Genomic DNA, 19,534 nt, shown 5'->3' on the forward strand with positions numbered 1-19,534 from the left:
CAGCGCGAGTTTTTTTGCGCAAAAAAAGATCGCAGCCTTCGGCAGCTCCTACACCGACCGCATTCCAACCGCGATATCGCGTTGAAATCCAATCCCGTGTGGAGCTGCCGCAGGCTGCGATCTTTTAAGGCAAACTCAGCGCTTGCGCAGAATCACGCTACCAATCGAGTAACCGGCGCCGAACGAGCTGAGCACTGCCAGCGAACCGGCGGCCAGATCGTCCTGGTTTTTGTGAAACGCGATCACGGAACCGGCGGAGCTGGTGTTGGCGTAGGTGTCGAGAATCACCGGGGCTTCTTCTTCGGTGGCTTCGCGGCCCAGCAGCTTCTTGACGATCAGGTGGTTCATGCTGAGGTTGGCCTGGTGCAGCCAGAAGCGTTTCACGTCGCTGATGTTGAGCGTGTTCTCTTCCAGGTGCGTAGCGATCAGCTCGGCGACCATCGGGCAGACATCGCGGAACACCTTGCGGCCTTCCTGCACGAACAGTTTGTCCTTGGTACCGATGCCCTCTTCCGCCGCGCGGTTGAGGAAGCCGAAGTTGTTGCGGATGTTGTTGGAGAACTTGGTCAGCAGCTTGGTGCTGACCACATCGAACTGATACTTGGACGTTGCCAGGTCAGCACGTTCGATGATCACCGCGGTAGCCGCGTCGCCGAAGATGAAGTGGCTGTCACGGTCGCGGAAGTTCAGGTGACCGGTGCAGACTTCCGGGTTGACCATCAAAATCGCCCGGGCCTGGCCCAATTGCACGCTGTTGGTCGCCGCCTGAATGCCGAAGGTCGCCGAGGAGCAGGCGACGTTCATGTCGTAACCGAAACCCTGGATGCCCAAGGCTTCCTGGACTTCGATGGCGATGGCCGGATAGGCCCGTTGCAGGTTGGAGCAGGCGACGATCACGCCGTCGATGTCCGCGGCGGTCTTGCCGGCACGCTGCAAGGCTTGCTCGGCGGCACCGATGGCCATTTGGCAAAGTACCGACCACTCGTCATTCGAGCGTTCCGGCAGGCGTGGCGCCATGCGTTGCGGGTCGAGGATGCCTTCTTTGTCCATGACAAAGCGGCTTTTGATGCCAGACGCCTTTTCGATAAACGCCGCGCTGGACTCGGTCAACGCTTCGATCTCGCCGCGCGCGATGGCGTCGGCGTTGTCGGCGTTGAACTGCGCGACGTAAGCGTTGAAAGACTGCACCAGCTCTTCGTTGGAGATGCTGTTGGCCGGGGTGTACAGGCCGGTGCCGCTGATGACGACGTTATGCATGGTCGTTTCTCTAATCTGTTCAGGCAGAAAGTGTTGGCACCGACGTACCAACACACAAAGGATCTGCTCCCGTCAGGGGGAGCAAACCTGGCATCGCTTTATTCCGATCCGCCCAGACCTGTGAAGGCTCAAAACCGCGGGGCCGGCGTTTATAGGCGCGAAGTTTGCCATAAACATTGGGTTTTGGCGCCTTTTGCGAGAGTAACGCATACCTAATGTGGGAGCGGCGGTGCGACGATTCGACTTGCTCGCGAAAGCGGTGTATCAGTCAACATTGATATTGAAGCTGACGGCCCCCTTCGCGAGCAAGCCCGCTCCCACAGGGGTTACGGTTCGACCTGGGTCCATTGCTTGTTCAGGCGCTTGTCGGAGATCGGCACCTTGGTCCCCAATTGTTGGGCGAACAGGGAAACCCGGTATTCCTCCAGCCACCAGCGATAGAGTTCCAGCTGCGGATCGCGTTTGCCTTCCTGGGCATGTTTGTTGGCGCGGGTTTGATATTGCGTCCACAAGCCAGACAACTCACCACTCCAGACCCGATCCCTTTGCACCTGAGCGCCGATTTTCTCGAAGCGCTGCTCGACCGCTTTCAGATAGCGCGGCAGCTCCTTGAGCCACTGCATCGGGGTTTCACGGACGAACCCCGGATACACCAGATGACTGAGCTGCTGCTTGATGTCGTTCAGGGCCACGGCTTGCGCCAGGTCGATCTTGCCCTTGAAGCGTTTTTGCAGGCCGTGCCAGAGCTTGAGGATTTCCAGCGTCAGCTTGGCCAGGCGCTCGGCGTGCTCGGTCCAGCCACCGCGCTTGCGTTCGGCCAGTGAGGCCAACCCGGCGCCATCGCGAGGCAACGGATCTTCGCCATCGAGAATGCAGCTGTCGAGGCTGGCCAGCAGGATGTCTTCGACCAGACTGTCGATGCGCCCCATGTCGCGGTACATCAGGCCCAATTCGGTCAGCCCCGGCAACTTGCTGCGCAGGAACTTCGCCGGTTCGGCCAGTTGCTGCATCAGCAAACGCTGCAAGGCGCGGCGATGTTGAAACTCTGCCTCAGCCGGCGTCGAGAAACGTCCTTCCTTGACCGTGCCGCTCTCTTCCACCAGCGCCGGATACACCGTCATCGATAGCCCGGCGATCTTCTGCTGGGTTTTCTCGGCAACGGCGGCAAACACTTTCGGCTCCACCGGTTGCTGATTTTTCGCAGTTTGCGGCACAGCCAACGCGGCCTGACTGGCTTCGGCAAAGCGTGCGGTCAGTTCCGCCAGATCACGCCCTTCGCCAAGGAACTTGCCCTGGCCGTCGACGATTTCCAGGTTCATCCGCAAATGGCTGTCGACCTGCTGCGACGCTTCGGCCCAGGCTTCATCGCTGACCCGCGCACCGGTCATGCGCAACAGTTCGCGACCCAACGCCTGCGGCAACGAGCCCTCGGCGAAAGTCATGCGTTGCAATGCGGCTTTGACGAAGTCCGGCACCGGCACGAAGTTCTTGCGCAGGGCTTTGGGCAGGTTGCGCACCAGCGCGATGCACTTGGCCTCGATCACGCCGGGCACCAGCCATTCCAGACGTTCCGGCGGCAGCATCGGCAACAACGGCGCCGGCACTCGCAGGGTTACGCCATCGCGTGGATGGTTCGGTTCGAAATGGTAACTGAGCGCCAATTCCAGATCACCGATGTGCAAGGTGTCCGGGTAATGCAGCGCGGTGACTTCACTCGCCTCGCGGGCCAGCACGTCTTCTTCGCGCATGATCAGCAGTTGCGGGTCTTTCTGACTGTTGACCCGATACCAGCTGTCGAAGGTCGCGGTCTGATGGATCTCCGCCGGCAGTCGCGCATCGTAGAAGGCGAACAGGGTTTCTTCGTCAGCCAGAATGTCGCGACGGCGAGCCTTGGCTTCCAGTTCGTCGAGCTGTTCCAGCAGTTGCGCATTGGCCGACAAGCACTTGGCTTTGGACTGAATCTCGCCGCGCACCAGACCTTCACGAATGAAGAACTCACGAGACACCACCGGGTCGATCGGCCCGTAATGCACCGGTCGGCGACCGACCACGATCAACCCGAACAAGGTGATTTGCTCGAACGCCACGACTTGACCGCGCTTCTTCTCCCAATGGGGTTCGAAGTGGTTTTTCTTGATCAGGTGCCCGGCCAGTGGCTCGATCCAGTCGGCGTCGATCTTGGCGACCATACGCGCGTAAAGCTTGGTGGTTTCCACCAGTTCGGCGGCCATCAGCCATTGCGGACGTTTCTTGCCGAGGCCCGATGACGGGTGAATCCAGAAACGCCGCTGACGCGCACCGAGGTAATCGCCTTCATCGGTTTTCTGACCGATCTGGCTGAGCAGCCCCGAGAGCACGGCTTTGTGCAGTTTCGGGTAATCCGCCGGCTCTTTATTGAGGCTCAACTGCATGTCGCGGCAGATCAGGCTCAGTTGACGGTGAGAGTCGCGCCATTCGCGCAGACGCAGGTAATTCAGGAAATTCTTGCGGCACCAATTGCGCAGCGGGCTGGCGGTCAGGGCCTGACGCTGTTCTTCGAAACCACGCCACAGATTGACCAGCCCGGCGAAGTCCGAGTCCACGTCTTTCCATTGAGCGTGAGCCTGATCGGCCGCTTGCTGACGCTCCGGCGGACGCTCGCGCGGGTCCTGAATCGACATGGCGCTGGCGACAATCAGCACTTCCTGCAAGCTGCCGAGTTTCGCCGCTTCCAGCAACATGCGGCCCATGCGCGGGTCCACCGGCAGTCGCGCCAATTGGCGGCCAAGCGGTGTCAGCTGGCTGTTGCGGTCTACCGCCGAGAGTTCTTGCAGCAGGTTGAAACCGTCGCTGATGGCTTTGCCATCCGGCGGCTCGATAAACGGGAAATCGGTGATCTCGCCAAGGCGCAGATGCAGCATCTGCAAAATCACCGCTGCGAGGTTGGTGCGCAGGATTTCCGGGTCAGTAAATTCCGGCCGGCCAATGAAATCTTCTTCGCCGTATAGACGAATACAAATACCCGGCTCGACCCGCCCGCAACGACCTTTACGCTGGTTGGCGCTGGCCTGGGAAATGGCTTCGATGGGCAGGCGCTGGACCTTGGCGCGGTAGCTGTAACGGCTGATGCGCGCGGTGCCGCTGTCGATCACGTAACGAATGCCCGGCACGGTGAGCGAGGTTTCGGCGACGTTGGTTGCCAGGACCACGCGACGGCCTGGGTGCGACTGGAAAATCCGCTGCTGTTCGGCCGGGGACAGCCGTGCGTAGAGCGGCAGAATTTCGGTGTGTTTGAGCTGGGCCTTGCGCAGCATGTCGGCGGCGTCGCGAATCTCACGCTCGCCGGGCAGGAACACCAGCACATCGCCGGGGCTCTTGCGTTCGCTGCGTTCGAACGCGGCGATTTCGTCGAGGGTGGCGAGGATCGCCTGATCCACCGTCAAGTCATCCTCGACGCGGTTGCCCTCTTCGTCTTGCTCCAGGGTCAGCGGGCGGTACCAGGTTTCCACCGGGAAAGTGCGGCCCGAGACTTCAACAATCGGCGCATCGTCGAAATGCTTGGAGAAACGCTCCAGATCGATAGTCGCCGAGGTGATGATGACTTTCAGGTCCGGACGACGCGGCAGCAGGGTTTTCAGGTAACCGAGCAGGAAGTCGATGTTCAGGCTGCGTTCGTGGGCTTCGTCGACGATGATCGTGTCGTAGCGTTCGAGGTAGCGGTCGTTCTGGGTTTCCGCCAGCAGGATGCCGTCGGTCATCAGTTTGATCAGGGTGTTGGAATCGCTCTGGTCCTCGAACCGCACCTGATAGCCAACCAGCGCACCCAACGGCGTCGCCAGTTCTTCGGCGACACGGCTCGCGACGCTGCGGGCGGCGATTCGACGCGGCTGGGTGTGGCCGATCAGACCATGCTGACCGCGACCGATTTCCAGGCAGATCTTCGGCAACTGGGTGGTTTTACCCGAACCGGTTTCACCGGCAATGATCAGCACCTGATGCTTGAGCAGCGCTGCTTTGATTTCGTCGCGCTTGGCGGCGATCGGCAAGCTGTCGTCATAGCGAATCACCGGCAGGCTGGCCCGCCGCGCCAGCACCTGATCACAGGACGCCTGCGTGCGCGTCACCCACTGGGCCAGCTTGGCCTCGTCAGGTTTCTTGCGCAGCTCAAGCAACTGCCGCCGCAGCCGGTGGCGGTCGGCGAGCATGGCGTGATCGAGGTTTTTCAGCAGTTTGTCGATGGAAGGCGATTCGTCAGTCATCAGGTACGCAATAAGTCGTCTAGTGGCGCAGGGGGCGGATTGTCGCAGATTTGCGCCTTGCTGTGATCGTTCCCACGCTCTGCGTGGGAATGCATCAATGGACGCTCTGCGTCCGCTCTTGGGACGCGGAGCGTCCCGGGCTGCATTCCCACGCGGAGCGTGGGAACGATCAGTGCGTTACTCGTTATCCAGACCTTTACGGCGGTACGGAAACACATCAATCACCTTCCCGGCACGGATGGCGTCCTGAAGGCTTTTCCAGTAGTCAGCGTTGTAAAGCTCACCATGCAACTGATCAAACAACTTCCTTTGCCCCGAATCAGCAAACAAAAACGGTGGAAACTCTTCAGGAAACACATCCAGCGGTCCGATCGAATACCAAGGCTCCGACGCCATCTCATCTTCCGGCGTGCGCGGCTGCGGGATGTGCCGGAAGTTGGCTTCAGTCAGGAAGCAGATCTCGTCATAGTCATAAAACACCACCCGCCCGTGACGGGTAACGCCGAAGTTCTTCAGCAGCATGTCGCCGGGAAAGATGTTCGCCGCCGCCAGCTGCTTGATCGCCAGGCCGTAATCCTCCAGTGCCTCGCGGACCTGAGCGTCGTTGGCGTTCTCCAGATACAGGTTCAACGGCGTCATCCGCCGTTCGGTCCAGCAGTGGCGGATCAGGACGGTGTCACCCTCTACCGACACGGTGGACGCTGCCACTTCGAGCAATTCTTCCAGACAGGCCGGGTCGAACTTGCTCAACGGGAAACGGAAGTCGGCGAACTCCTGAGTGTCGGCCAGGCGCCCGACCCGGTCGACGCTTTTCACCAAACGGTACTTCTCGATCACCGTGGCGCGGTCGACGTTCTTTGACGGCGAGAAGCGGTCCTTGATGATTTTGAATACGGTGTTGAAGCCCGGCAGGGTAAACACGCTCATCACCATGCCACGCACACCCGGGGCCATGATGAACTGGTCGTCGGTGTTGGCCAGGTGATTGATCAGCGCCCGGTAGAACTCGGATTTACCGTGTTTGTAGAAACCGATCGAGGTGTACAGCTCGGCGATGTGCTTGCCCGGCAAAATGCGCTTGAGGAAACCGATGAACTCCGCCGGTACCGGCACGTCGACCATGAAATACGAACGGGTGAACGAGAAGATGATCGACACATCCGCTTCATCGGTGATCAGCGCATCGATCTGAATCCCGCGACCTTCGCGGTGCAGCAGCGGAATCACCAGCGGCCATTGTTCGTCCTGGGTGTAGATGCGCCCGACCAGGTACGCGCCTTTGTTGCGGTAAAGCACCGAGGAAAACAGCTCGACGCTCAATTCCGGGTCCTTGCAGACCCAGTCCGGCAGGTTCTCGCGTAATTGCCCTTCGAGACGACTCAGGTCGCCCGCCAGGTTGGCGTAATCCTCGCTGAAGCGGTAGTCGGCAAAAATGCTCGCCAGCATCCCGGACAATTGGCCGTGGGGCTTGTACGTGCGGGTTTGTGCGGCGCGGGCACGGCGCAGGCTCGGTCGGGTGGTGTGGATGAACATGCAGCCGTCGCTGATCAGGTCGTGGCTGAACAGCCCGCAGAAGATCGAGTTGTACCAGGTCTCGGAGAGTTCATCGTCGAAGCGCAGGTCGATCAGCGCGATGTAAGCGCTTTTGACCAGCGGCCAGCAGCTGACATCCAGCGTGTCGTCGTCGAAAGCGATGTGTAGCCGCCCCACCGTTTCGCCGACTTTTTCTTCGTAGAGGTTGATCCGTGCGGCCGAGGCCGATTGCGTCTCCTGCCATTTGGCCTGCTCGAAACGAGCCCGGGCGCCGTCGGTGATCTGGCGGAAATGCTCGCGGTAATCGTCAAAGCCATCGAGGATCATTCGGGCGATGTCGGCGGCTGGCCATTGCTGCGGCATAGGTAAAACCTCGGCGGCTGATTCTTATCGTGGGGCCTGAGCTTAGTGGCCCTTTGTTACGCAACGCAACCATTGCCTTGCGTCCTGACTGGCGCGACACTTGCGACCCAATCAAGGAAGGAAAGCGCTGTGAACCCCGTCGATACTCTGCGTTTGTTGTCGCTTGCCGCCATTTGGGGCGCGAGCTTTCTGTTCATGCGCATCATCGCCCCGGTGATTGGCACAATCCCCACTGCTTTTTTCCGCGTGTCGATTGCCGCGGCCGGCCTGCTGGTGATCCTCGGGCTGATGCGCATCAGCTGGGATTTCAAAGGCAAACTCAAAACCGTGATGCTCCTCGGAGTGATCAACTCCGGGATTCCGGCGACCCTCTATTCGGTGGCCGCGCAAGTGCTGCCGGCTGGTTACTCGGCGATTTTCAACGCCACCACGCCACTGATGGGCGTGCTGATCGGCGGTCTGTTCTTCCATGAAAAACTCACCGCCGCCAAACTTGGCGGCGTGTTCCTTGGGCTGTTGGGCGTGGGCATCCTGACCCGAGCCGGTCCGGTGGCGTTCGACATGGAACTGCTGATGGGCGCCCTCGCCTGCCTGCTCGCCACGACCTGCTACGGTTTCGCCGGGTTCCTCGCGCGACGCTGGCTTGATCAGGCCGGTGGTCTCGACAGTCGTCTATCGGCGGTGGGCAGCATGCTCGGCGCAACCTTGTTTTTGCTGCCGCTGTTCGGTTACAGCGTGATCAGCCAGCCACCGGAGAGCTGGGGCGGCTGGAGTGTCTGGTTGTCGTTGCTGGGTTTGGGACTGGTATGTACCGCGTTGGCGTACATTATTTACTTCCGCCTGCTCAGCTCGGTCGGGCCGGTGAAGTCGATGACCACGACCTTTTTGATCCCGCCGTTCGGGGTGTTGTGGGGGGCGTTGTTGCTGGATGAGCCGTTGTCGATGGCGCACATCTATGGCGGGGTGTTGATTGCGGCGGCGTTGTGGTTGGTGTTGAAGCCTACGGTGGTGAAGGTTGTTGGGGTGGCTGCCAAGTAGATTTGCGGTGCGGCTGATGACCCCTTCGCGAGCAAGCCCGCTCCCACATTGGATCTCCTGTGAACACAATATTTGTGAACACTGAGATCAACTGTGGGAGCGGGCTTGCTCGCGAAGGCGATAGTCCAAGCAGCAAAAATTACAGCACCTGGTTACTCACCTCGCCATCCACCAACCGCCGAATCCCCAGCGGATTGGCGTTCTGCAACGCCTCGGGCAACAACGCATCCGGGTAATTCTGGAAGCACACCGGCCGCAGGAAACGATCAATTGCCAGCGTACCGACCGACGTCCCGCGCGAGTCAGACGTCGCCGGATACGGCCCGCCATGCACCATCGCTTCACAGACTTCGACCCCAGTCGGGTAGCCGTTAAGCAAAATCCGCCCGACCTTTTCCTGCAGCGCCTCCGCGAGCCAGCGGTACTCCAGCAACTCCTCGGCCTCGCCAATCAACGTTGCCGTCAGTTGCCCGCGCAGGCCATGCAGTGCCGCCGCAAGCTGCGCCCGGTCTTCGACTTCAATGACGATGGTGGTCGGCCCGAAGACTTCTTCCTGAAGCAGTTCATCGCCCGTGAGCAACAGGCTGACGTCAGCCTTGAACACTTGCGGTTGAGCCTGATTGCCCTGTTGCGGTTTGCCCGCCAGATGCGTCAATCCCGGATGCTCGTACAGCTCGCCCAGACCTTTGCTGTAGCTGACGAGCGCGCCGGCATTGAGCATGGTTTGCGCCGGTTGCTGGTTCATGCTGGCGCAAAAGCTTTCCAGAAACAGGCTGAACTGCGGCGAGCGCAGGCCAATGACCAACCCTGGATTGGTGCAAAACTGCCCACAACCCAGCGTCACCGATGCGGCCAATTGCGCAGCAATTTGCTCACCACGCACCGCGAGTGCTTTGGGCAGCAGGAACACCGGGTTGATGCTCGACATCTCGGCAAACACCGGGATCGGCTGCGGCCGGGTCGCGGCCATGTGGCTCAGGGCATTGCCGCCCTTGAGCGAACCGGTGAAGCCCACGGCCTGAATCGCCGGGTGCTTGACCAGCCATTCACCGACGCCACCGCCATAAATCATGTTGAACACGCCGGCCGGCATCTCGGTACGCTCGGCGGCACGGAGGATGGCGTCCGCCACCCATTCGGCCGTCGCCATGTGCCCGCTGTGGGCTTTGAACACCACCGGGCAACCGGCCGCCAGCGCCGAGGCGGTATCACCACCGGCCGTTGAGAACGCCAAGGGAAAGTTACTGGCGCCGAACACCGCGACTGGCCCGAGGGCGATGCGGTACTGACGCAAATCCGGACGCGGTAACGGCTGGCGATCCGGCAGGGCCCGATCAATCCGCGCACCGTAGAAATCGCCGCGACGCAGAACCTTGGCGAACAAACGCATCTGGCCGCTGGTGCGTGCACGTTCACCCTGTATACGCCCCACCGGTAATGCGGTTTCGCGGCAGACTGTGGCGACGAAGTCATCGCCCAATGCATCGATTTCATCGGCGATGGCATCGAGGAATGTCGCGCGTTTTTCCGCGCTCAGGTTGCGGTAAATCGGATACGCAGCGGATGCGGCTTTGGCGGCGGCGTCCACTTCGGTTTCGGATGCCTGGAAGAAGGTGCCGGGCAGCGGCTCGCCGGTAGTCGCGTCGAGGCTTTGCAGCTGCAACGTGCCGTTGGCGCTACGGCGACCGCCGATGTAGTTGTGTCCGAGTAGCGAAGTCATGACTGATTCCTTGACCGGCCAACAGCGCCGGAGGTTAAAGACTTAAAGCGCACGAACCTGACCGATGGCCAACGGCTGGGCACTTTCGCCGATACCGTTTTCCAGTGGAGCGCCGAACTCATCGAGGCTGATCTGGAAGCGATCGCCCGGCTGGGTTTTCACTCCGTCGGCAAACGACAGCGTGGCGGTGCCGAAGTAATGCACGTGGACATCGCCCGGACGCAAAAACTGCGCGTATTTGAAGTGGTGAAATTCAAGATTGGCGAGGCTGTGGCACATGTTGTCTTCGCCGCTGAGAAACTCTTTTTCCCAGATCGTTTCGCCATTGCGTTTGATGCGGCTGGTGCCGGCCAGATGCTTGGGCAATTCACCGACGCGCAGCTCCGGACCGTAGGCGCAGAAACGCAGTTTCGAATGGGCGAGGTACAGGTAATTGCGCCGTTCCATCACATGGTCGGAGAACTCGTTGCCCAAGGCATAACCGACGCGGTATGGCTGGCCGTCATCGCCGATCACATAGAGGCCAGTCAGCTCCGGTTCTTCACCGGCGTCATCGGCAAACGGCGGCACCGGGAAGTCCGCGCCGGGGCGCACGACGATGCTGCCGTCACCTTTGTAGAACCATTCCGGTTGCGCACCGACCTGCCCGGTCGCTGGTTTTCCGCCCTCCAGGCCCCATTTGAAAATGCGCATGGTGTCGGTCATGCCGGCTTCGACTGCGCCGTCCTGCTGGTGCATTTTGTCCCGCGCAGAAGCGCTGCCCAAATGAGTCAGGCCCGTGCCGCTGATCAGGCAATGGGCCGGGTCTTCGTGATCCAGCGGCGGCAGGACTTTGCCTTGCTGCAACAGTTGTGCGTAGTCCGGGCCTGGCCCTGTGCCGCGCTGGGCGACTTCTTCTTGCAGGCTGCGCCGGGCGCGGATCGCCGCCAGGGCCAATTCGCGGGTGCTGCGAGTGTCGCGCAACACCTGGACCTGTTGACCTTCGACGAGGCCGACCTGGCGTTCACCGACAGTGTTTTCAAATTGAATCAGGCGCATGACGGCCCTCCAGAAAGTCGTGATTTGTGGCGAGGGGTCACTCGATGATGTTGAAGTCGCTCAGGTATTCATCGGAGATTTCCAGGCCCAGGCCCGGCGTGTTGTCGTCGAGCTGGATGTAGCCGTTGACCGGTTGTGGCTCACCCTTGAACACGTAGTAGAAGAGTTCGTTGCCGACTTCGACGTCGAACACCGGGAAGAACTCGGCCATCGGCGAAGCGGTGGTGGACATGGTCAGGTGGTAGTTGTGCATCTGCCCGGCGTGCGGGATCACCGGCACCGACCAGGCTTCGGCCATGGCGTTGATCTTGCGCGCAGCGGTGATGCCGCCGACGCGGTTGGTGTCGTACTGGATCACGTCGACGGCGCGGCGTTCCAGCAGGTCTTTGAAGCCGTAGGAGGTGAACTCATGCTCGCCGCCGGAGATCGGCATGATCCCCATTTTTTTCAGCTCGATGTAGCCTTCGATGTCGTCGGCGATCACCGGTTCTTCGAGCCAGCGCGGTTCGAACTCGGCGAGTTTTGGCAACATGCGGCGAGCATATTCCAGGGTCCAGCCCATGTAGCATTCGAGCATGATGTCGATGTCGGGGCCGGCCAGGTTACGCAGCGCCCGCACTTGCTCGATGTTCTTGCGCATGCCTGCCGGGCCGTCTTTCGGACCGTAGCCGAAACGCATTTTCAGCGCGGTGAAACCCTGGTTCAGATAACCCTGGGCTTCTTCGAGGAACAGGTCGAGGTTGTCATTGGCGTAGAGCTTGGAGGCGTAGGTCCAGATCTTTTCCTTGGTCCGGCCGCCGAGCAGTTTGAACACCGGTTTGTTCACGGCTTTACCCATGATGTCCCAGATCGCGATGTCGATCGCCGAGATCGCCGCCATGCCGATGCCTTTACGGCCCCAGGCGTGGCTCTGGCGGTACATCTTCTGCCAGATGTATTCGTTGTCGAACGGGTCTTCGCCAATCGCAATAGGTGCCAGATAGGTGTCGATGATTTCCTTGGCCACGCGCGGCGCCAGGGCGCAGTTACCGATGCCGACAAGACCGGTGTCGGTCTCGACTTCCACCACCAGCCAGCCATGAAAACGGAACGAGCCCATGGCGTCGCCGCGCTCGAACAGGATGTCACTGGCGTTGGTGCAGAAGTGCGCTTGAGGGGGGACGACTTTGCCTTTCCACTCGAAAACGCGGGTACGGATTGCTTTGATTTTCATGAATACAGTTCCTTGCGCTGCCGGCTTTTTGTAGTTGTTGAGTCGCTGCGCGGAGCCGCTCGGGTGGCCGGTTCCAGGCATTCGATGGAGCGACTTTAGCCAGCGCTCGGGGGGTGCGGATAATCACTTATGCGTATCCGGCGATAACCTGGGGTGATCGCATAAAGGGGTTATTGGCTGGATGAGGTTATGGGTACACACAAAACAAATGTGGGAGCGGGCTTGCTCGCGAACGCGGTGTGTCAGACGGCATAAATGTCGACTAACACGGCCTCTTCGCGAGCAAGCCCGCTCCCACATTTGATTTGCGTTGTTTTATCGAACGCGGTTAGTAGTTGTTGACGCCCATCCGACACGCAATTTCGAACGCCTGCCGTATCGCCCCGACATTCGCCTTGCCCTGCCCTGCGATATCAAACGCGGTGCCATGCGCCGGTGTAGTAATCGGAATCGGTAAACCACCCTGCACCGTCACCCCACGGGAGAAGCCCATCAACTTGATCGCGATCTGCCCCTGGTCGTGATACATCGTGACCACCGCGTCAAAGGCACTGGCATCGCCCTGAACCTTGAGGAAGATCGTGTCGGCCGGATACGGTCCTTCGGCCGCCATGCCCAGCGCCTGAGCCGAGCGCACGGCCGGGCCGATGATGTCCAGTTCTTCGCGACCGAACGAGCCGTTGTCGCCGTTATGCGGGTTCAGTCCACACACACCAATGCGCGGTTTTTCCAGGCCATTGCGTTTGAGCGCGGTGTCGATCAACTGGATCGCTTCCACCACCCGCGTCTGACTGAGCATTCCCGGCACATCGGCCAGGGCCACATGGGACGTCACACGCGAAGTCCAGAGGTTGTCGAGCACGTTGAATTCGCAGAACGGCCCATGGAAATCCAGCAGCTCCGCGAACCAGTGCAGCTCATCGCTGTGGGCCATGCCGGCCATGTGCAGCGAAGTCTTGTTCAGCGGCCCGAACAGCACCGCGTCGGTGGTGCCGGCCTCGGTCAGGCGCAGGGCTTTTTCCAGGGTATCGAGGCTGTAGCGGCCGCCGATGACACTGGCTTCACTGCGAGGGAATTCACCGAGGGTGTCGCCACGAAAGTCATAGAACAGCGGCGTGTCATCACGAAAATCCAGCTGATCCAGCGACTCGACGCGCCGGTAAGGAAACTCCACCCCGGCGATGCGCATGCCGCGGCGCATTTCCGCTTCGTCGGCGATCAAAATCACATTGGCCTGACTGCGCACTTCGGGCTCGCCGAGCAGGCGTGCGATCAATTCCGGGCCGATGCCCGCCGGGTCACCCAGGACCATCGCGATGGTTGTCTTGTTCATGCTTCACTCCTCAAGGGTTCAGGCCATGTCCGCTCAATGGCGCAAGGCTCGCAGCGATAAACCCGCTGCGCGTTGCTGTAGAAAAGACGCTCCTGATCGGCGCTGGGCAGATCAGCAACGATGGATTTGAAACCGCTGTAGATGTCGTCGAATGAGCCGCACAGGCTGTCCACCGGAAAGTTGCTGGCGAACATCGCCCGATCAGTGCCGAACATGGCAATCACTTCACGCACGATCCAGGCGTTGTCTTTGGCGCGCCACGCCTGGCCGGCCTGGCCCAGGCCGGAAATCTTCACCTGCACGTTCGGCCACTCGGCCAGCCTTGCCATCGCCAGACGCCAACCCGCCAGGCCTTCGGCACTGCGGTCGTTGGGCAATCCGGCGTGGTTGAGAATCAGCGTGGTGCCGGGAAAGTCCCGGGCCAGCCGTTCGGCCTCGTGCAGGTTCCACCAGGGTGTCTGCAAATCGAAATGCAGGCCTAAACCTTCGAGCGCGGCGAAACTGCGACGCCAATATTCGTCGCTCATCAGGCTGCGAACGTGGCCGACCTGCGCAGGCGAAGTCGGTCCGCCAGGTTTGTGGCGAACGCTGCGCACACACTTGAAACTGGCTTGCTCGACGAGTACTGCGATAGCGTCCGGACGGTCGAGCCAGGCTTGCGCGACGACGGCATTCGGCACGCCGTATCGGGCGGCCAGTCCCTCGATGAACAGGGTTTCGCCAATCGGGTCTTGCGGGTCCCATTCGGTCTCGACGTATACCGTTTGCACCACCCGATGCGGGCCGACGTCAGCAAAATAGTCGTCAGGAAAATAGCGGCGCTTGATCGCGCTGTAATCACCGTAACGAAACGGGATGCTGGTTTCGGGCGCCAGCCACGGATGGTCATTGATCGACGGGTCCCAGAAGTGATGATGGGCATCGATGATCGGGCCGTTCCACACATTAACCATGACGCACCTCGTCGAGGCTGATGAACAACGTCGCCAACACAAACACCGCCGAGCACACCGCAAAGAACCCCAGCACCGGCGCAAAACCACCGGTCATTTGCAGAATGATCCCCACCAGAATCGGCACCGCGATGCCGCCGGTGCTGCCGGCCATGTTCATCACGCCGCCGATCAACCCGACTCTCGCCGGTGCCGCCAGCAACGCCGGGAAGCTCCAGTAGAGGCTGCCCCACATAAGAAAAAAGGCGGTCAAGGCCAACAGCGCCACGGCCGCAAAAGGATTGCTCAGGGTCGGCAGCAACAGGAATGCGCCGAGGGCCACCAGACCGGAAAACGCCAGCAGGCTCTTGACCGCCACGCCACGGCTGACGCCTTTGCGGATCAGTCCGTCGCAAAGGAAACCACCAGTCAACGAACCCAACGCACCGCACACAAAAATCACGAAGGTCGCGGCGCCAATGCCCTTGATATCGAAGCCGCGAGCCTGCGCCAGATAACTCGGCCCCCAGGTCAGCAAACCGAAATACACCATCGCCCAACTGGCTCGGCCGATCAGCAATCCGCTCAAGGAGCGTGCCGCGATGCCCAGGCCTTTGACCGGCACACGCGCAGCTTCGGCAGCAGGCGTCGCGCGCCCGGCGTTGATCTTTTCCAGTTCTTCGGCATTCACTTGCGGGTGACTGGCCGGGTCATCGCGCAGATAACGCCGCGCCAGCCAGGCCAGCACCAAGGTCGCGATTCCGGCGATCACGAAGGCCAGACGCCACGAATCCAGCGAAGCAATCAGGTAGGCAATGATCAACCCGCCCAGCGCCACGCCCAACGGACTGCCGCTGTCCATCAGCACCGCGCCGCGACTGCGCTCGCTCGGTGCCAGCCACAGGGAAATCAACTTGCCGCCAGATGGAAACAACGGTGCTTCAGCAGCACCGAGGGCGACCCGGGCGAACAGCAATGACAACCCTCCGGTCGCGAACGCTGCCAGTACCTGAAAAGTCCCCCACAAGCCGGTGGACCAACTGATGACCCGGTGCGGCCCGAAGCGATCGATCATCCAGCCGCCGGGAATCTGCAACAGCGCATACGCCCAGAAGAAGCTGCTGAGGATCAGCCCTTGCGTACTCGGCGACAGGGAAAATTCATGGGCGATGGTCGGCATCGCGATGGACAGCGAGACCCGATCGATCAGGTTGACCATGGTCAACGCAAAGATGATCGCGAAGATCCGCCAGCGCACGCTGCTGGCTTTGGTCGTGCCGGTCAGCGGTGTGGCCGCAGCCGCCGCTGGCTGGGCAACTGCGCCAGGCAGTTGCAGGGAAGCACTGGAACGAGCCATGGTGCGTACCTCGTTTTATTATTGTTGTGGATGGCAACTTTGCCGCTTCATGGCGGCGCTGGTGAGCACTATCGAAGGCTGCGTGATAACCGTCTAATCAAAACTTGAAATAAGGCGATAGCCTCGGGTTATGGCATGCCCTGCTTTCAGGGAGCTTTCAACGTATGACGCAAATCCCGACTTTCCTCGTAAAAGGCTCTGGCGCAAAGCCTTCAGCGATAACGGCGATTTTGTCCGTCCAGACCTATAACCGCAGGCTATCGGTGTATGTATTGTTTTGACTAGACGCGGGGTCCGAGGCTTCACACACTCACTCCAGGCTTGCAGCTTTTGAGCACGACAAGTCACTCATAACAACTACAAAAACGAGGCCTTCCATGCGAAATGCATTCGTCCGTCGCACATCCCGTCTGTTTCTCGGCTGCACGCTGGTCGCCGCCGGCGCCCTTCCCGCTCTCGCCAACGCCGCTTGGCAGCCGGACAAGAACGTCGAAATCGTTGTCGCTGGCGGCCCCGGTGGCGGCACCGATCAACTCGGTCGGCTGATCCAGTCCATCATCACCACGCACAAGTTCCTCGACGTTAATACCATCGTCCTGAACAAGGGCGGCGGCAATGGCGCCGAAGCCTTTCTCGACCTGAAAATGAACAAGGGCGATCCGGAAAAACTGGTGATCGGCACCAACAACATCTACCTGTTGCCGCTGGTATCCAAGCTCGGTTACCAATGGCAGGAGCTGACCCCGATCGCGGCAGTGGCCGAGGACGACTTCATTCTCTGGAGCTATAAGGGCGCGCCGTGGAAGGACGCCAAAAGCTTCTACGAAGCGGTCAAGGCTGACCCATCGAACCTGCGCATGGGCGGTAGCCAGTCCAAGGATGTCGACCAGACGTTGACCCTGCTGCTGAACCAGACCACCAACAGCAAACTGGTGTACATCCCGTTCAAGAGCGGCAGTGAAGCCGCGACCCAACTGGCCGGCAAACATATCGCCGCCAACGTCAACAACCCCAGCGAAAGCATCAGCCAATGGCGCGGCGATCAGGTCGAACCGCTCTGTGTGTTCAGTAAAGAGCGCATGAGCTACACCGAAAAGGTCGCCGGCGAAAAATCCTGGGCCGACGTTCCGACCTGCCACGAACAGGGTCTGGGAATCGATCAATACCGCTTCCCACGCACCGTGTTCATGCCCGGCGAAGTCACCGCCGAACAACGGGCGTTCTATGTCGAGCTGATGCGCAAAGTCACCGAGACCCCGGAGTTCAAGGCCTACGTCAAACAGAACGCGCTGGTGCCCACCTTCCTCGAAGGCGAGCCACTGACTGCCTACATTGAGAAAGACACCGCACGCGTTACGCCGGTGTTCAAAGAAGCCGGCTGGCTGAAAAACTGAGTTGTTCACGGCCGTCCGCCTGCGCACGGCCGTCACCTCTGGAGGTGCTTTGATGTCCCATTCTTCGGATTCACCAGCGCTGGTCGGTACCCGCTGGGTCGAACTCGGCCTGGCACTCTTCACCACGCTGATTGGCGTGGTGGTGATGTTCGGCAGCGTCGAACAAGGTATCGGCTGGGGCGATTCCGGCCCCGAGCCGGGTTACTTCCCCTTCTACATCGGGCTGATGTTGAGCGCCGCTAGCGTGGCCAACGGCGTGTTGACCGTGGTGCGCTGGCAAGCGTTGAGCATTTCATTCGTCAGCCGCAGTGCATTCAAGCAAGTGTTGTCGGTGTTCATCCCGATTGCGCTATTCGTCGGTGCGATGCCGTTCACCGGCATCTACGTGGCTTCGGCGTGTTTCATTGCCTGGTTCATGTGGCGTGACAAAGTCCGCGCCAAGCCTTACGGCAAACTGATGATCGGCAGCGTGTCCCTTGGCGCGGTACTCGCCAGCTACCTGATTTTCGCGTTGTGGTTCAAGGTCCCGCTGGATGCCGGCCCGATGGGCGACTGGATTGCCCTGGCCGGGAGAAATTTCAAATGAGCGAGTTCGATTCCCTGCTGCAAGGCATGAACCTGATCCTGACCCCGGGCCACATCGGCCTGATGGTGATCGGCGTGCTGCTGGGTATTCTGGTCGGCGTGTTGCCCGGCCTCGGCGCCCCCAATGGTGTGGCGTTATTGCTGCCGCTGACGTTCACCATGTCGCCGGTGTCGGCGATCATTCTGCTGTCGTGCATGTATTGGGGCGCGCTGTTCGGCGGCTCGATCACCTCGATTCTGTTCAACATTCCCGGTGAGCCCTCATCGGTGGCGACCACCTTCGACGGTTACCCGATGGCCCGCGAAGGTCGCGCCGCCGAAGCCCTGACCGCCGCGTTCAGCTCGGCGCTGATCGGCGCGCTGGCCGGGGTGTTGTTGCTGACGTTCCTGTCGACAAAGATTGCTGCGTTCGCCATGTCTTTCAGCTCGCCGGAGTTCTTTGCGGTGTACCTGTTGGCGTTCTGCACCTTCATCGGCATGAGCAAAAACCCGCCGCTGAAAACCGTGGTCGCCATGATGATCGGCTTCGCGATGGCCGCTGTCGGCATGGACACCGTATCCGGCAACCTGCGCCTGACCTTTGACCAGCCGACGCTGATGACCGGCATCAGTTTCGAAGTAGCGGTGATCGGTCTGTTCGGTATCGGCGAAATCCTTTGCACCGTCGAGGAAGGTCTGGTGTTCCGCGGCGAGCATGCGCGCATCACGCCGATGATCATCCTGCGCACCTGGGCCAAGTTGCCGCGCTACTGGTGGACGATAGTGCGCAGCACATTGGTCGGTTGCTGGATGGGCATCACGCCCGGTGGGCCAACGGCGGCGTCGTTCATGAGCTACAGCCTGGCGCGGCGTTTCTCGAAAAACCGCGAGAACTTCGGCAAGGGCGAACTCGAAGGCGTGATCGCCCCCGAAACCGCTGACCACGCTGCCGGTACCAGTGCCCTGCTGCCGATGTTGACGCTGGGCATTCCAGGGTCGGCGACGGCAGCGGTGATGCTCGGCGGTTTGATGATCTGGGGTCTGCACCCTGGCCCGACGCTGTTCGTCGAGCAGCATGATTTCGTCTGGGGCCTGATCGCCAGCATGTACTTGGGCAACGTCGTCAGCCTGATCGTGGTGTTAGCCACCGTGCCGCTGTTCGCTTCGATCCTGCGGATTCCGTTCTCGATCATCGCGCCGATCATCATCATGGTCTGCGCCATCGGCGCCTACTCGGTACACAACTCGTTCTTCGACGTGGTACTGATGCTGGGCTTCGGCGCGCTGGGATATCTGTTCAAGAAACTCGGTTATCCGATCGCCCCGCTGGTGCTGGCAGCGGTGTTGGGGGACAAGGCTGAAGATGCATTCCGTCAGTCGATGCTGTTCTCCGATGGTCACCTGGGGATCTTCTGGTCCAACCCATTGGTGGGCAGCCTGACCACCGCGGCGCTGCTGATGCTGTTCTGGCCGTTGATTTCCAAGGCGCTGCAAACCCTGATGGGCCTGCGCAAACCCCACGTCGCCAAGCCAAAATCGGTGCTGTGACACAGC

Annotated in this window: 13 protein-coding genes; 4 read left to right on the top strand and 9 right to left on the bottom strand. The window is 60.5% G+C overall.

Features of this window, described 5'->3' with window-relative positions; translation table 11 throughout:
• Positions 1-135: 135 nt before the first annotated feature.
• The 3 genes from CKW16_RS07495 to aceK form a co-directional block, all read right to left on the bottom strand.
• Positions 136-1,257, bottom strand: coding sequence for a beta-ketoacyl-ACP synthase III (locus tag CKW16_RS07495; RefSeq protein ID WP_095127865.1), 1,122 nt, complete (start codon positions 1,255-1,257; stop codon positions 136-138).
• Between the two features lie 326 nt (positions 1,258-1,583).
• Positions 1,584-5,495, bottom strand: a complete 3,912-nt coding sequence (hrpA, locus tag CKW16_RS07500; RefSeq protein WP_095127867.1) for an ATP-dependent RNA helicase HrpA — start codon at positions 5,493-5,495, stop codon at positions 1,584-1,586.
• A gap of 177 nt (positions 5,496-5,672) precedes the next feature.
• Complete coding sequence (gene aceK / locus CKW16_RS07505) at positions 5,673-7,391, bottom strand: bifunctional isocitrate dehydrogenase kinase/phosphatase (RefSeq protein ID WP_095127869.1); 1,719 nt, start codon at positions 7,389-7,391, stop codon at positions 5,673-5,675.
• A gap of 129 nt (positions 7,392-7,520) precedes the next feature.
• Here aceK and CKW16_RS07510 point away from each other — a divergent pair, with 129 nt between their 5' ends.
• Positions 7,521-8,429, top strand: coding sequence for a DMT family transporter (locus CKW16_RS07510; protein ID WP_095127870.1), 909 nt, complete (start codon positions 7,521-7,523; stop codon positions 8,427-8,429).
• Positions 8,430-8,568: 139 nt separating this feature from the next.
• Here CKW16_RS07510 and CKW16_RS07515 read toward each other — a convergent pair whose 3' ends face one another.
• From CKW16_RS07515 to CKW16_RS07540, 6 genes are all read right to left on the bottom strand, one after another.
• On the bottom strand, positions 8,569-10,149 hold the full coding sequence (locus CKW16_RS07515; protein WP_095127872.1) for an aldehyde dehydrogenase (NADP(+)): 1,581 nt from the start codon (positions 10,147-10,149) through the stop codon (positions 8,569-8,571).
• Positions 10,150-10,191: 42 nt separating this feature from the next.
• Positions 10,192-11,187: an AraD1 family protein gene (araD1, locus tag CKW16_RS07520; RefSeq protein WP_095127873.1), complete on the bottom strand. Its 996-nt coding sequence runs from the start codon at positions 11,185-11,187 to the stop codon at positions 10,192-10,194.
• A 37-nt stretch (positions 11,188-11,224) separates the two neighbouring features.
• Entirely contained in the window at positions 11,225-12,400 is a 1,176-nt protein-coding gene (locus CKW16_RS07525) for an L-rhamnonate dehydratase (RefSeq protein ID WP_007943924.1), read from the bottom strand.
• Positions 12,401-12,728: 328 nt separating this feature from the next.
• A complete protein-coding gene (locus CKW16_RS07530) occupies positions 12,729-13,733 on the bottom strand; it encodes a 4-hydroxythreonine-4-phosphate dehydrogenase PdxA (RefSeq protein ID WP_095127875.1) in 1,005 nt (334 codons plus the stop codon).
• Positions 13,730-14,686, bottom strand: a complete 957-nt coding sequence (locus tag CKW16_RS07535; protein WP_095127877.1) for an amidohydrolase — start codon at positions 14,684-14,686, stop codon at positions 13,730-13,732. Before CKW16_RS07535 ends, CKW16_RS07530 begins: the two co-directional genes overlap by 4 nt.
• Positions 14,679-16,022, bottom strand: a complete 1,344-nt coding sequence (locus CKW16_RS07540) for an MFS transporter (RefSeq protein WP_095127878.1) — start codon at positions 16,020-16,022, stop codon at positions 14,679-14,681. The genes CKW16_RS07535 and CKW16_RS07540 overlap by 8 nt, the downstream gene beginning before the upstream one ends.
• Before the next feature lie 377 nt (positions 16,023-16,399).
• Between CKW16_RS07540 and CKW16_RS07545 the strand changes: the two genes are divergently transcribed.
• The 3 genes from CKW16_RS07545 to CKW16_RS07555 are packed head-to-tail and all read left to right on the top strand — an operon-like array spanning position 16,400 to position 19,528.
• Positions 16,400-17,416 (top strand): tripartite tricarboxylate transporter substrate binding protein, encoded by a 1,017-nt coding sequence (locus tag CKW16_RS07545; protein WP_095127880.1) that lies wholly within the window; start codon positions 16,400-16,402, stop codon positions 17,414-17,416.
• Between the two features lie 52 nt (positions 17,417-17,468).
• Positions 17,469-18,002 carry a tripartite tricarboxylate transporter TctB family protein gene (locus tag CKW16_RS07550; protein ID WP_095127881.1) on the top strand — a complete coding sequence of 178 codons (534 nt, stop codon included), beginning with the start codon at positions 17,469-17,471 and terminating at the stop codon, positions 18,000-18,002.
• Complete coding sequence (locus tag CKW16_RS07555; protein ID WP_095127882.1) at positions 17,999-19,528, top strand: tripartite tricarboxylate transporter permease; 1,530 nt, start codon at positions 17,999-18,001, stop codon at positions 19,526-19,528. The genes CKW16_RS07550 and CKW16_RS07555 overlap by 4 nt, the downstream gene beginning before the upstream one ends.
• Positions 19,529-19,534 lie beyond the last annotated feature (6 nt).

The sequence above is a fragment of the Pseudomonas sp. Irchel s3h14 genome (genome assembly GCF_900187425.1).
Lineage (GTDB): Bacteria > Pseudomonadota > Gammaproteobacteria > Pseudomonadales > Pseudomonadaceae > Aquipseudomonas.